This is a genomic window from Phycisphaeraceae bacterium (assembly GCA_019636555.1).
Classification (GTDB): Bacteria; Planctomycetota; Phycisphaerae; order Phycisphaerales; family UBA1924; genus JAFEBO01.
Window position 1 is genome coordinate 2,563,811 of record JAHBXH010000001.1, and the last position, 13,711, is coordinate 2,577,521.

Genomic DNA, 13,711 nt, shown 5'->3' on the forward strand with positions numbered 1-13,711 from the left:
CTGACTTGGCTGGTCCTGGCATCGCGCAGAATCAGCGCATGCCCAGCGCATGAATGACGCGCCGAGAGTGCGCACGTTTTCAAGCGCGGGCCGTCCGGCTGCCGAATGACTGGCTGCGAACGCGCTACCGGACACGAGCCGGCGGCGGTCGCCACAGCGCAGGATGCGATGTGAATCGGCAGGAGGCCCCGGGACGTGGATCAGCTTCGCAAAACGCTCGCGACGATCCAGAAGTATCTCGGTCAGCTCACGCTCACCCACAAATTGCTCGTCGCCCTCGTCGCCGTCATCGCGGTGATGTCGCTGCTACTCGTGTGGTCGTGGTCGGCCAAACAGGAGTACGCGGAATTCCTGCCACGCGCGTCCGATGTCGAGCAAGCCAAGGCGGCCCAGTGGCTCCGCAACCACGACGTCTCCCCGGAGATGAAGGGCACGCATCCGTGGGTGCCCGCGGCAAGACAGCACGAACTCTTCTCCCGCTATGCCGAGGCGGGAAACCTGCCGCAGGATACCTCGATGCTCTTCCAGGGAATGCTGGAGAAGCAAACGTGGTATTCGACCCGACAACAAAACGAGCAAACGTACAACCTGGCGCTCCAGAACGAACTCGCCTCGGTGATCTCGAAGTTCAACGGGATTTCCAAGGCGATGGTAATCATCGACGCGCCGGAGAGGCAGGGGTTGGGCGCCGGATCGCGCAAGCCAACAGCTTCCGCGACGGTCTTTGCGCAGGGGAAGAACGGACTCGATCAGGCGACTGTGGATGCGATCGCGGGCCTGATCGCCAGCAGCAAGGCGGGGCTGCTCATTGAAAACGTTCGCGTCATCGACGGCAACATGCGCAGGCAGCGACGGGCGACGTCTCAGGAAGATCAGGCGGCGGGCAACTACCTCGAAGACGTGACAAAGTGGGAAAACGCGACACGCGAAAAACTGGTCAACTTTCTCTCGTACATCCCTGAAGTCATGGTCGCCGTCACCGCCCAGATCGACAACACAAGGTTGAACCGGACGCGCGAAGAGTTCCTCCCGAAAGACAGCGGGACGATTTCACTGATCAAGCGCGAGCGCGGTTCGTCGCAGACGCAAGCCGGCGCGGCGCCCGGGGGTGAAGTCGGCATCCGCTCCAATGTCGGCATGGACGTCAACTCGACGGGAGCCGGCGCCGCCGCCGGGAGCAGCATCAAGGAAGACGAGAGCGAATTCTTGAACTTTCCCGGCCGCGTCCAGGATCAGATCATCGACAACAAGGGTCGCCCCTCGATGGTCGCGGTATCGGTCAATGTTCCGCGTGCTTTCGTTGCATCGCAGATCCCTGCGGTCGCGAGCGCCTCGACTCCTTCGGGTGGCGCAGATGCCGCCAAAGGGCCGTCGGACGAGCAACTCCGCGACAAGTTTGAGAAGGACATCAAACCGAAAATCATCGAGAGCATCGTCCCCCATGTGAAGGCGATGATCGCCTCGGAGAACCCGGGCTTGAGCGCTGAGGAGCTGAACAAGCTGCTCCTCGCGCAGGTCAGCGTCGCGATGATTCCGCTCGATATTTCCGGCTTGACCATCGGCTCTCCCTCGATGCCCGGAGCGGGCAGCGGATCGGGTGCGGGCAACGGCGGGTCCTCGGGTCTCCCGTTCGGCTTGAGCACCCCGATGATTGAGAACATCGCGCTCGGCGGCATGGCATTGCTCGCGATGGGCATGATGATCATCATGGTGAAGCGCGCCAGCGGCGGCGCCTCGATCCCGTCACCCGAAGAAATTGTCGGCCTGCCTCCGGCGCTCGCGACAAAGAACGATCTCATCGGAGAGGCCGACGAAAGCGACGCTCCGATGATGGGTATCGAGGTCGACGACGCCGAGATTCGAACGGGCAAGATGCTCGATCAGGTGACGGACTGGGTGAAGGGAAGCCCGGATGGTGCCGCGAAACTGTTGAACAGGTGGATCGCCACGGAGCTCTGAGGACCGAGTGAAACAAATGCCGCGCAAGCCGCACGAGAAACTACCGGACAGCATCGAGGACGTTGAAGGCGTCACGAAGGCTGCCGTCTTGCTTCTTGCGCTCGGGCCCGACCAGGCGGCTTCGGTGCTGAAGTCGATGGCTCCCGAGACCGTCGAAGAAGTGACGAGGGAACTGGCCAGCCTGGGACGTGTGCCCAAGCGCCTCCAGAATCAGGTTATCGAAGAGTTCTACAACATCTCGATCGCGAGCCAATACGCGACCGAGGGAAATCTCGATTACGCCAAGAGCGTGCTCCAGAATTCGCTCGACCCCAAGCAAGCAGAACGCGTGCTCGCCCAGATTCAAACGCAGGTACAGAAGACTCCATTTAGTTTTCTGCAGCGTGCGGAGAGCGAAAACCTGCTGACGTTCATCCAGGATGAACATCCGCAGACCATCGCACTGATCGTGTGCCACCTCGCGCACCACAAAGCCGCGGAGATCCTGGGCGGACTTCCGCTCCAGAAGCAGATCGAAGTCATCAAACGCATCGCGAACATGGAGCAGACCAACCCCGAGGTCATCCGCGAAGTGGAGAAAGGACTCGAGAGCCGCCTCGCCAACATGCTCGTCCAGAGCATGGAAAAGGCGGGTGGCGTGCCGACGGTTTCGGAGATCCTCAACTTGGCCGATCGCGCCACCGAGAAGGCGATTCTGGAAGGCCTCGAGGCGGAAGACCCCGATCTTGTCGAGCAGATCCGGCGACTGATGTTCGTCTTCGAAGACATCAAGATGGTGAACGACAAGGGAATCCAGGCGGTTCTCAAGGAAGTCGAGAACGACGAGTTGGCGCTCGCGCTCAAGACCGCAAGCCAGGATCTGCAGGACAAGATCTTCAAGAACATGTCGGAACGCGCCGCCCAACTTGTGCGGGAGGACATCCAGTTCATGGGGCCGGTCAAGGTCAGCGACGTCGAAGCGGCGCAGCAGCGCATCGTGGACATCGTCCGGCGCCTCGAAGAAGCGGGAGAAGTCGTCATCCAGGGTCGCGGAGGCGATGCGGAATTGGTGGTCTAGGCCCAAACGCAAGCAGATTGACTCATGGCGCTCATTCGTCAGACGGAAAAGTCCAGTCCGCTTGCAGACGCGATTGTGTACCGTCTCGGCGATCTCGTCCGCGAGGGTACCGCGCTGCGCGAGCAAACATCACGTCAGGTAGCGACGATGCTGGCGGAAGCGCGAGCCGAACGAGAACGCCTGATCGCCGACGGCCGCGAAGAAGGCCTTCGGCTGGGGCGGGAACAGGGATACCGAGAAGGATTCGCCAAAGGCGAAGAAGCGGGAAGAGCTCAGGCGATCTCGCAGACTTCTTCGCAACTCTCCACGCTTCTCGCCGGATGGAACAAGGCTCTCGACGAATTCGAGAGGGGTCGCGACACGCTGCTTCTGGAGGCACGCACCGAAGTGATCCGGCTCGCTATCGAAATCGCTCGCGCCGTGGTCAAGCGCGATATCGAATTCCGTCCCGAGTTGGTTGTTTCGCAAGCGGAATCCGCACTTCAAATGATCGCACGCCCCTCCCGGGTCCGACTCTGCGTGCACCCGCAGGATCGGCAATTGCTCGAAGTTGCGCTCCCGGGATTGCTCGCACGCTGCGCCAACGCAACGCACATTGAGCTAGAAGACAACGCCGCGGCGGAGCGCGGCTCGTGTACCGCGCGAACCGCGGGCGGCGAGGTCGATGCGAGCATCTCGGTTCAATTGGACAGGATCGTCCAGGGCATCGTGCCCTCGAACTCGACGAGAGAACCGGCGCCGGACAGGCCCACCGAGGGCGGATCGTGACAACGCTCTCGAGCGCCATCGCAACAGTTCGGCGCATGCAGCCGCTATTGGTCAAGGGAAGCGTCGCCGCGGTGCGAGGCATGACCGTTCTTGTCGAGGACCTGCCCGTTCCGGTCGGATCGATGGTTTCCATTCGTTCAAGCGCCGGCTCGCGAACGAATCCCATCCCCGGAGAAGTTGTCGGTTTCACAAAAGATCACGCGGTGATCATGCTGCTCGGGCAAACGGGCGGGATTTGCGCCGGGGACAGAGCCCACGCGGAGCAATCTTCTCCCACCGTCGGGGCAAGTCGTTTCATGCTCGGTCGCGTGATCGACGGGCTCGGGCGCCCGATCGACGGCGGGCCGACAATCCGCGATGCACATCCGGTCTTGCTCAGTCCCGATCCCGTTTCCCCGATGAGGCGTCAGAGAATCAGCCGCGCGCTGGCGACCGGAGTTCGCGCGATGGACATCATGACAACGCTCGGGCGCGGACAGCGTCTGGGCATCTTCGCCGGTCCTGGCGTCGGCAAGAGCACGCTGCTCGGAACAATCGCCAAGCGCACCGCAGCGGACGTGAACGTCATCGCGTTGATTGGAGAGCGCGGCAGAGAGGTCAAGGACTTCATCGAGCACTCGCTCGGCCCGGAAGGTCTTGCGAGAAGCGTGGTCGTCGTGGCGACCGGCGATGAATCCCCGTTGCTGCGCCTGCGCGCCGCGAAGCTCGCCTGCGCCGCCGCCGAGTTTTTCCGCGACCTCGGGAAAGATGTCCTGCTGATGATGGATTCGATTACTCGGTTCGCGCACGCACAAAGGCAGATTGGGCTTTCGGTCGGCGAACCACCCGCGACCAAAGGGTACACGCCAAGTGTCTTTGCGGCGCTCGCGGGATTGCTCGAGCGCGCGGGTACGCTGCAAAGCGGCGGCTCGATCACCGGGTTGTACACGATTCTTGTTGAAGGCGACGACATGACCGAGCCGGTCTCGGACGCGGCGAGGGGTATTCTCGACGGCCATGTCATTTTGTCACGCAAGCTCGCCCAGAAGGCGCACTACCCGGCGATCGATGTTCTCGATTCCGTGAGCCGAGTGGCGGACGACGTGACCGAACCGGTCCATCAGCATGCCCGCCGGCAGATCCTCCGCCTCCTCGCCGTGTACCGCGAAGTCGAAGACCTGGTGCAAATCGGCGCATATGCGCGTGGTTCGAACCCCGAAGCGGATGTCGCCATCGAGATGTATCCGGCGATTACCGACGTGCTCCGTCAGAGTTCATCAGATTCGCCGACTTTTGAGCAAGCCAAGTCGGCGCTGCTGCGTCTTTCGGACCAGGCAAACGCTGTTGCTTCTCGATTGGCAAAGTCTCGACCCCGCACCGCATGAGGATGACCCGTGGCGAAGTTCCGATTTGAGCTCGAAGCGGTCTTCAAGCAGCGGCTCGCCGTCGAACGCCAGAAGCAGCTCGCACTCGGAGAACTCGAGCGGGTCCGCCTCGGGCTGGAAGAAAGACTGCGGGGATTTCACGCATCGCTGGTCGGTGAAAAGCAGGACCTTCGCCACGCGCTGCAGCCCGGACGCACGCTCGATCCCGGAGGAGTCCGTATGCAGGCGAACATGTCCCTTCATTTCGTCTCGCTCGCGCAGCAGACCGTTTACCAGCTCGCGGTGCTGCACCGAAAGCTCGAAACCGCTCGAAAGGACCTGCTCACCGCGACCACGAGGCGCAAAGCGGTGGAAAAGCTCAAGGAGCGCCGATATGAGGCATGGATGGCGGCGGAGACGGCAAGAGAGGCTGCCGCTTTGGATGAAATAGGCGTCATGGGATTCGCCGCGAGGCAGGAACAAGAGTGAAACGGATCTGGACTGTCATTTCGATTCTCGCACTCGCGAACGTGCTCGCGCTGGGCGGGCTCGTCGGCTGGCTGAAAGCAACCGACCGGCTGAGCAAGGATCGCATGATTCGGTTGCGCGAACTGTTCCAACCGACGATCGCCCAAGAACGAAAGGCAACGGAAGAAGCAGAGGCCAAGCGAGCCGAAGACGCAGCGAAAGCCGCTGAAGAAGCAAAATCACAGAGGCCCCCGATCAACGCCGCGGATCGCCTCGAGTTGAGCGCCCAAGGCGAGGAAGTGCGCCGCCAGCAACTCGCGAGTCTGGAGAAGCAGGTTGATTTGCTCCGCGCTTCTTTGGCCCGGGACAGCGCCGAAGTCGCCCGCTCGAGAGATCAACTGAATCAGGATCAGGCGGCGTTCGAAGCGATGCGCAAACGCGTCCTCGAGCAGGAGGGATCGGCACAATTCAAGAAGACGCTCACGACACTGCAGGATTTGAAGCCCGATCAGGCGAAGAAGGCGATGAAGGAAATGATCGCCATGACGCCCGCGCCGACCGGATCGGCCTCCACGATTCATACCGGGATGGACCTGGTCGTGAGTTACTTGAATTCGATGGATGGTCGTGCGCGGGTGAAGGTCGTCAACGAGTTCATCCAGGACGACCCCAAACTGGCAGCGGACTTGCTGGAACGACTCCGGACGCGTGGGCTTGCTTTCCGCGCTCCGGAGGTTTCCCCAAATGACCGCCAGCGCTAGCTCCCTCTCCAGTCAAGCCGTCACCTCCTCGAGCGCAATTCACGCTCGGGCGAATCTTCAAAGCGCAGCAATAGGTCTCTTTGGCGCAGGAACTTCCTCGCCGGGCGAAGACGGCGGGTCCTTCGCTCAATCCCTCGAATCTGAATCCAGGCGGCAATCGACCCCGCAGGGAATCTTCAGCGATGGGGCCGAGTCGGCGAAGAGCACGCCCGATCGATCACGCCCGAAGAACGCTTCCAAGAACGAACTTCCGTCTGATTCGAGGCGCCCAGAAAACGAAGATGACCCGACCCGGCGAGCTCCCGAGCAGAGCGACCGGCCTCTCGCCGAAGCGAGCGATTCGCGGCACGACGACTCTCTGCTGTGCGCGTCCCGCCAACCCGATTCCACGCTGCGGGCGCCGACAGGCGAAGCAGCAGCTCCGACGGTTGCTGCCATCGCGGCGCACTCCGCCGCACAGGACTCGCCTCCAACCGACCCGGCACCAGATGCCGCCACCCCCGACCAGTCGAAAGCGGCTGCATCAGAATCGAAGCCGCGTCAGCCAAGCGATCCGCTTCGGCTGATCACGCCAAACCAGCAACCCGCGGTGGAAGACGCTCCTTTGGCCTCGCAGTCAAGCGCGGTTCAAGCCGCCGGCGAAACAGACATCTCGCAGAATGCCAACTCCAAACAGACCGTTGCTCGATTGAACGAGAATTCGATCAGGAGCGCGGGCACGAAGTCTTCGAGCACCATCGCGCCGAATTCCGGAATCGCATCGCCATCGGCCGCAGGCGTGACGAATGCCGCCAGTGTTGGACCTTCGACCGGCTCGACACTGAATGTCGGCGCGACGGCAGGCGCAACCGGCGGCGGGAGCCAGGTCACTGCGCCGATCGATCAGGTCTCACCTCCCAAAACTGGCGGCGGCCGCCTGATCGAGCAGCCCGTCACCCTCAAGCTGAAAACGACACCGGCAAACGGCTCGCAGCCGCTCTCCGAAGCGGAAATCACCGCGGTCGAAACACAAATCGGTCGCGGGCTGACCGCGGCATTCCGCCAGAACACCCCCCAGGTCACGCTCTGGATGTCGCCCGAGAGTCTCGGCAAAGTGCGCATCCAACTCACCTTTGACCAGGGCACCATCTCGGCGCGATTCGAAGCGACCAGCGAAGCAACCAAGGACCTGCTCGCGCAGAACATGAGCGCACTCCGCGACGCTCTCCAGTCCCGGGGGCTGACGGCGCAGCACATCGAAGTCGTTTCCATTCCCGATTGGTCGCAGCAGAACGGCTCTCAGAGCGGCAGCGGCGAAGGGCGCAGCAACGGCGGCGATCTCTCGCAACAAGGCACGAACAACGGGAACTCGTCGTCTGGTCAGGGCGGCCAGTCGCAGCAGGGTCAAACGGGGCATTCGCGCGAGTGGTCGAGGCTGATGGAGGGCTCGACCCAACATGAGTCGGTCGCATCCTCCGAAGCGCAAATCTCGCTCGCGATCGAACCCCGTCTGCTTTCGCTGAAGGCACACCTCGAACTTGACGCAGTCGCCTGATCCCCCACTCCTCACCGATTCTCCCTTGTTCACCGAACCGAGTCCGGCACGGCGATTGCGAAACTCGTCCGGAGTCTCACCATGAGCGCAGCATCCTCAATCCTCAATTCAACCTCAACACAAACTTCGGCGCAGCCCTCCGGGTTCAGCGCGCTCTCGAGCGAGCAATTCACGAAGATCATCCTGACCGAATTGGCGAATCAGGATCCGCTCTCGCCGAGCGACACAAACGCGCTGCTCCAGCAGCTTTCTTCCATCCGCAACATCCAGTCGAGCATGGATCTGTCGGAAAAGCTCGGGTCGCTGGTTTCGGATAACCAGTTCGCCGCGGCATCCAACATGATGGGCAAGATCATCGGCGGAATCTCCACCGACAACGTCCGGACCATCGGCAGGGTGGATTCGGTGTCGAAGACTGACGACGGGGTATTCCTCAACTTGAACAATGGCTTGAGCATTCACATGAAGAACATGGACGGCATCATCGATGTCGCGACGCTCTCCGATGAGGAAAAAGAGCTTCTGGGGTTGAAGTGATGGGCACGAACGATCTCCTTCGCACGCTGTCCTCGACGATCCTGCCTCCGGGCGTTGAACGACGCTCCGGCCACTCGACGACCAGCGCAGTGCAAGGCCAGAATTTCGCGGATCTGCTCGCGGGCAAGGCCAGTGGCAAGCTTCTCACGGGTCGCGGCGTCAATATCCGGCCGGAAGCCGGAATTGAGTTGAGCTCAGATCAATTGGCCCGAGTCGGCAACGCCATCGATCAGGCGGAAGCCGCCGGAGCGCAGCACGCGATCGTGATGATCGACGGCATGGCGCTCAAAGTCGACGTCGGCGTGCGCCAGGTCGTCCAGAAGGTCGACATGCAGAAGGCCTCGGTCATGTCCGGCGTCGATACCGTCGTGCAGGCGGGCGACCACACTCCGGGAGCGCACAAAGCGACGATGCCCACCGCCGGTTTCCACCCGAACCTCGCGAAGATTCTGGGCGGGCCGTCCGAAGCCGCGGCCTAGCGATTGGCTCGCGGATTGCGTTTCCTCCGAACGAATCGAAACTCGACGCGAACGGAGTTCGTGTCCGGAAATCGGATCGAACGGCATCGCAGCGCGGAGGCGCCGCGATCGCCAAGAGGAATGACCCATGGCCTCCACCACCGCTTTGTTCACCGGCCTGTCGGGGCTGAACGCGAACTCTCGCCTGATCGATGTGATCGGCAACAACATCTCGAACGTCAACACCACGGCGTACAAGTCAAACCGCGTCATGTTCGGGTCGATGTTCAACCGCACCTTCAGCATCGGCAGCGCGCCCGGCGTCAACAGCGGCGGCACGAATCCAGGGCAAGTCGGGCTCGGCGTCCAGGCGACCGGTACACAAAGGAACTTCGGTAACGGCGCAATCAACGCGACCGGCGATTCGCGCGACATGGCGATCGAAGGCGAGGGGTTCTTTGTGGTGCAACGCGCCGGGGGCGAACTGGTCTACACCCGCGCGGGTTCCTTCCGCCCCAACAGCAGCAACCAGCTCGTCACGCTGTCGGGCGAGCGGTTGATGGGCTACGGCGTTGACTCACGTTTCAACCTCGACAAGTCGAACATCAATCCAGTTTCGATCCCGCTCGGGTCGCTGACGATCGCCGAGCCCACCACGCTCGCGACGCTGTCAGGAAATCTCAACAAGAACGGCTCGCTTCCGACGCACGGTGCGCTCGTTTCGCTCATGGCGAGCGCAAGCTCCGGCCTTGGAGTCGTCACCGGCGCCAGCCCCGCGCCGGGTCCGGGCAACGTCGTTGAAGCGACCACCAGACTTGTCGATATCGATGATCCCGCCATCGCCGGCACGACGACAGCGCTCTTCGCCGCCGGGCAGACCATCCGGTTGACGGGAGCTCAAAAAGGTCTGACCGGAGTCAACGCGAAGAACCTGCCCGATGCGACGCTCGCGATCACCAATTCGACCACCATGCAGGACCTGATGGACTTCCTGCAGAACGCGTACGGAATTGTTCCGGGACAGACAAATCCGGACGGAGCGACGACGGGCGTCACGCTCGATCCGACAACCGGTGCGGTTTCGATCATCGGAAACACCGGCACGATCAACGACATCACGCTGAATCCCGCGAATCTGCAGCTGCTCGACGCGAGCGGCAACCAGGTCCAGTCCAGCCTCTTCAGCATGAGCAAATCCGCCGCTGCGGACGGCGAAAGCGTGCGAACCAGTTTCGTCGCGTACGACTCGCTCGGCACTCCGGTCAACATCAACGTCGGCTTCTCGCTCGAATCAACGCCGGGCGGGACAGGCTCCAACTGGCGCTACTACGCAGAGTCAGGGAACTCCTACGCCACGTCCATCAATCTCGGAACGGGCGTCGTCAGCTTCGGCACCTCGGGCGCTCTGCTCACCACGACACCCCTTTCCATTTCCGTCAACCGCTCCGGAACCGGCGCGATCACGCCTCTGACCTTCGATATTTCGCTGACGAGCGGCCAAGGCGGCGTGACCTCTTTCGCCAACACAAGCGGAAACTCAAATCTGCAGGCGCAGCAGGTGGACGGCGCCGCGATCGGCACGCTGCAGAGCTTCGCCGTCGGAGACGATGGAATCATCACCGGCGCGTTCTCGAACGGCCTGTCTCGCACGCTGGGTCAGGTTGTGCTCGCCAAGTTTTCCAATCCCGAAGGACTCGTTGATTTGGGGAACAACCTGTACCGAGTCGGACCCAACAGCGGCACAGCGGGAATCGCGTCCCCCCTCGACCTCGGAACCGGCAAGATCATCGGAGGGGCTCTAGAGCTGTCCAACGTTGATCTTGGCTCGGAGTTTCTCGGGCTTATTCTCGCCCAAACCGGCTATTCAGCCTCGACTCGGGTGATCCGAACCACCGATGATCTCTTCCAGCAGCTTCTGTCGCTCGGGCGATGAACCGGCCTGGCCACTTTGCCGAGATTCACATGAGCCACTCGAACGCAGCCGAGACTCTCCACTCCGTTTCGCTGCTCGCAAACGCGGGGTCGCTGCTCTGGCTCCTCGTCATCTGCGTGGGAGCTCCGCTGCTGATGATCGCGCTGGCCCGGTCCATGAAGCTGGACACGCTATTGAATAAGTTGCTCCTGCGTCAACCCTCGCGATCCGAAATCGTCGCACACCTCGAGCATCTCGCCGATCTTGCGCGCGCCGGCAACCTGCGCGCTGCGCGGCGTGCGGGCGATCGGTGCTCCTGGCGGCTGCTGCGGCTGGGATCCGGGCTTCTCGCCGACGGTGCGCAGCCCGCGGAAATCGCGCACAAGCTCGAGCATGTCGCGGAGATTGTGGCTGCGCGAAGGGTTCGTCGGTTGCGCAGATTCGCGTCGTTTTCCTGCGGGTTGGTCGTGTTCCCGCTCGGCGTTCTTCTGATCCACATGCTCGGAGTCCTTGGCGCGGTCACCCCGACGAACGGATGGATCGCCGGCCTGGCCTTCGTATTCGTGATCTCCCTGCTGGTTGCGTCGTCCGTCATGCGATGGATGTGCGAGTGCGCCGAAGACAGCGTCGCTCAGCGGACTATCGAGGTTGAGGCGCTGGTCTTCGGGCTTTCCGCGATTTGTGGCGGCGCAAGCTCCGAGGAGGTGGGCTCCCTCACCCGTCTGATGCTCGGCATGTCGCCCGCGTCTTCCGCGCTTCGACAAGCCGCCTGAGCGGTCCGAAAACCGTTTCGGGGCCGTTTGTCGGGTCGGAGCGACGGTCCCCGCGTCTCCAAACAGACTTGCTGCTCCAGTCGGCCGCTCCCCTCGTCGAAGTGAACGCTGCTCGAAGCCCGATGGACCGGGCGCGGAGGGTGTCATGGCCGACGAAAAAGATGCGAAAACCGCGGCAGATCCAAAGTCGCCCGCCAAGGGCGGGCTGCCCATAAAAACGATCGCGATCGTCGCCGTTCTCATGATCGCCGAAGCGGCGGGCGTCTTCTTCGTGGTGGGCTCCACGATGCGCAAACCGACCGAATCCAAAGCGGGGGAACTGCACGGCGAAGACGAGGCCCGACTGGATGCCTTGGTGGAATTGCCGCTCGTCGAAGACAAGTTTCAGAACATGACCGGTGGGCAGGCCTGGATCTGGGACGCCGCCGTGTATGTAAAAGTTAAGAAGCGCGACGAAGAAAAAGTGACCGAAGTGCTCCAGGCACGCGCCGCCGAAATCAAGGAAGGAATCGCCTACATCTTCCGCCGGGCGCAGCACAGCCAGTTGAAAGAGCCCGGCCTCGAAACGATGAACCGCGAGATCAGCGCGTACATCAACGAAATTGTGGAAAAAACGCCGGAGGGCGCGAGCCGCATCGAACGCGTGCTCATCCCCAAGTGCCGCGGATTCCCGGCGGGCTGAACCGGGCACATTCGCCCCGATCACCCGAAACTCTCGCAGCGTATTCTGGTACGAACCGATGAACGCGGTTCGCACCGGGAGGACGCTTCTTGAATTCACGGATAATCCACAGAACGGCGCGAGCGATCATTGCGGGCGTGATCATCGCGAACTCCTCGTGCGCTTCCAAGGCCAAGCAGGCTGAATTCACTGAACAGCAAAGGGCCGCGCAGCTGCAATCGTTTGATGTGGTGCATTCCAAAATCAAGGAGCGCCACTTTGATCCGAGCAAGGTCGGCCCGGCATGGGACGCCAAGCACGCAGAACTCCGTGTCAAAGTCGAGAACGCTAAAAGCGAGGACGAAGCGCGCGCCGCCATCAAGGAGCTGATCGATTCGCTCCACCAATCGCACTTCGGCATCATTCCGGAGGAGGTCTACGAAGCGATCGAAGAAACCGCGCCGTCCCAAGCGCGATCCAAAGTCGACCATGCGGGCGAACCAGGCTTCGAACTCCGCGAAGTCGAAAACCAGGCGGTTGTCGTGCGAGTCGCAAAGGGTTCTCCGGCCGCTGACGCGGGCGTCCGTCCCGGATGGGCGCTCGAGTCCGTCAACGGCAAGGCCGTCGCGCCGATACTCGCGAAACTCCAAAAAGCCCACGGCGACGCACGCGACGGTGGCCTGATGATCAGTGTCGCGCTGCGTTCACTCGAGCGCGGACCGGAAGGTTCCTCCTCGAAGTACGTGTTTCTCGATGCGGACGATCGACCGGTTGAAGTCCAATTGGTCTTGCAACCACCTTCGGGAAAGCCTGTCGAGTTCGGGAATCTCCCGACGATGTACCTCGACATCGATCGCACGCCGCGTGCGCCGGGAATCGGCTACATGTGGTTTTCAGTCTGGTTCGATCCGCCGCGGCTGATGGGGGAATTGCAGGCTGCCATCAAGGAATGCAAAGGCTGCAAGGGCTTTATCATCGACCTCCGAGGAAACATCGGTGGCATCGGCGCCCTCGCGATGGGGTTTGGCAGCTGGTTTGTTGACAAGCCCGATCAGCGGCTCGGAACGCTGATCACCCGCGATTCGCAATTGAACTTCGTGCTCAATCCACGGCCCTCGCCGTTCACCGGCCCGCTCGCCATACTTGTCGATGAGATGTCGGCTTCGACCTCCGAGATTTTCGCCGGCGGAATGCAGGACATCGGCCGAGCCCGCGTCTTTGGTACCCCAACCCCCGGTGCCGCACTTCCCTCGACCGTCGAGATTCTCCCCAGCGGCGATCGGCTGCAGTTCGCCTTCGCCAACTACATCAGCGCCAAGGGTGAAGCGCTCGAAGCCCGGGGCGTGCATCTCGATGAACAGATTGCCATAACAAGGGAGGCGCTTCTCGCCGGACGGGATCCCGTGCTGGAAGCCGCGATTTCGTGGATCGAAGCGCAATCCAAGTGATGCGCATCGGCGAAGCGTCCAATGATGTTCTC

Annotated in this window: 13 protein-coding genes; all 13 read left to right on the plus strand. The window is 62.0% G+C overall.

Features of this window, described 5'->3' with window-relative positions; genetic code table 11:
- The first annotated feature begins 195 nt into the window (after window positions 1-195).
- Entirely contained in the window at window positions 196-1,959 is a 1,764-nt protein-coding gene (locus tag KF691_10945) for a hypothetical protein (protein MBX3389957.1), read from the plus strand.
- Window positions 1,960-1,975: 16 nt separating this feature from the next.
- Window positions 1,976-3,016, plus strand: a complete 1,041-nt coding sequence (fliG, locus tag KF691_10950) for a flagellar motor switch protein FliG (GenBank protein ID MBX3389958.1) — start codon at window positions 1,976-1,978, stop codon at window positions 3,014-3,016.
- Between the two features lie 24 nt (window positions 3,017-3,040).
- The gene (locus tag KF691_10955; GenBank protein ID MBX3389959.1) at window positions 3,041-3,784 is read left to right on the plus strand and encodes a hypothetical protein; all 744 of its coding nucleotides are present in this window, start codon (window positions 3,041-3,043) and stop codon (window positions 3,782-3,784) included.
- 35 nt (window positions 3,785-3,819) lie between these two features.
- On the plus strand, window positions 3,820-5,148 hold the full coding sequence (locus tag KF691_10960) for a FliI/YscN family ATPase (protein ID MBX3389960.1): 1,329 nt from the start codon (window positions 3,820-3,822) through the stop codon (window positions 5,146-5,148).
- A gap of 9 nt (window positions 5,149-5,157) precedes the next feature.
- On the plus strand, window positions 5,158-5,616 hold the full coding sequence (locus KF691_10965; GenBank protein ID MBX3389961.1) for a flagellar FliJ family protein: 459 nt from the start codon (window positions 5,158-5,160) through the stop codon (window positions 5,614-5,616).
- Window positions 5,613-6,356 carry a hypothetical protein gene (locus KF691_10970; protein ID MBX3389962.1) on the plus strand — a complete coding sequence of 248 codons (744 nt, stop codon included), beginning with the start codon at window positions 5,613-5,615 and terminating at the stop codon, window positions 6,354-6,356. The genes KF691_10965 and KF691_10970 overlap by 4 nt, the downstream gene beginning before the upstream one ends.
- Window positions 6,340-7,890, plus strand: a complete 1,551-nt coding sequence (locus tag KF691_10975) for a flagellar hook-length control protein FliK (protein MBX3389963.1) — start codon at window positions 6,340-6,342, stop codon at window positions 7,888-7,890. Before KF691_10970 ends, KF691_10975 begins: the two co-directional genes overlap by 17 nt.
- An 81-nt stretch (window positions 7,891-7,971) precedes the next feature.
- Entirely contained in the window at window positions 7,972-8,427 is a 456-nt protein-coding gene (locus KF691_10980; protein ID MBX3389964.1) for a hypothetical protein, read from the plus strand.
- Window positions 8,427-8,906, plus strand: coding sequence for a hypothetical protein (locus tag KF691_10985; GenBank protein MBX3389965.1), 480 nt, complete (start codon window positions 8,427-8,429; stop codon window positions 8,904-8,906). The genes KF691_10980 and KF691_10985 overlap by 1 nt, the downstream gene beginning before the upstream one ends.
- Before the next feature lie 127 nt (window positions 8,907-9,033).
- The gene (locus KF691_10990; protein ID MBX3389966.1) at window positions 9,034-10,818 is read left to right on the plus strand and encodes a flagellar hook-basal body complex protein; all 1,785 of its coding nucleotides are present in this window, start codon (window positions 9,034-9,036) and stop codon (window positions 10,816-10,818) included.
- Between the two features lie 29 nt (window positions 10,819-10,847).
- Window positions 10,848-11,570 carry a hypothetical protein gene (locus KF691_10995; protein ID MBX3389967.1) on the plus strand — a complete coding sequence of 241 codons (723 nt, stop codon included), beginning with the start codon at window positions 10,848-10,850 and terminating at the stop codon, window positions 11,568-11,570.
- 145 nt (window positions 11,571-11,715) lie between these two features.
- Window positions 11,716-12,252 carry a hypothetical protein gene (locus KF691_11000; protein ID MBX3389968.1) on the plus strand — a complete coding sequence of 179 codons (537 nt, stop codon included), beginning with the start codon at window positions 11,716-11,718 and terminating at the stop codon, window positions 12,250-12,252.
- An 89-nt stretch (window positions 12,253-12,341) separates the two neighbouring features.
- The gene (locus KF691_11005) at window positions 12,342-13,679 is read left to right on the plus strand and encodes a hypothetical protein (GenBank protein MBX3389969.1); all 1,338 of its coding nucleotides are present in this window, start codon (window positions 12,342-12,344) and stop codon (window positions 13,677-13,679) included.
- Window positions 13,680-13,711: the final 32 nt, after the last annotated feature.

Bases quoted from the DNA above. Each gene is read 5' to 3' on its own strand.
- fliG (MBX3389958.1), top strand. From the start codon at position 1,976: ATGCCGCGCAAGCCGCACGAGAAACTACCGGACAGCATCGAGGACGTT.
- KF691_10955 (MBX3389959.1), top strand. From the start codon at position 3,041: ATGGCGCTCATTCGTCAGACGGAAAAGTCCAGTCCGCTTGCAGACGCG.
- KF691_10960 (MBX3389960.1), top strand. From the start codon at position 3,820: ATGCAGCCGCTATTGGTCAAGGGAAGCGTCGCCGCGGTGCGAGGCATG.
- KF691_10975 (MBX3389963.1), top strand. From the start codon at position 6,340: ATGACCGCCAGCGCTAGCTCCCTCTCCAGTCAAGCCGTCACCTCCTCG.
- KF691_10980 (MBX3389964.1), top strand. From the start codon at position 7,972: ATGAGCGCAGCATCCTCAATCCTCAATTCAACCTCAACACAAACTTCG.
- KF691_10985 (MBX3389965.1), top strand. From the start codon at position 8,427: ATGGGCACGAACGATCTCCTTCGCACGCTGTCCTCGACGATCCTGCCT.
- KF691_10990 (MBX3389966.1), top strand. From the start codon at position 9,034: ATGGCCTCCACCACCGCTTTGTTCACCGGCCTGTCGGGGCTGAACGCG.
- KF691_10995 (MBX3389967.1), top strand. From the start codon at position 10,848: ATGAGCCACTCGAACGCAGCCGAGACTCTCCACTCCGTTTCGCTGCTC.
- KF691_11000 (MBX3389968.1), top strand. From the start codon at position 11,716: ATGGCCGACGAAAAAGATGCGAAAACCGCGGCAGATCCAAAGTCGCCC.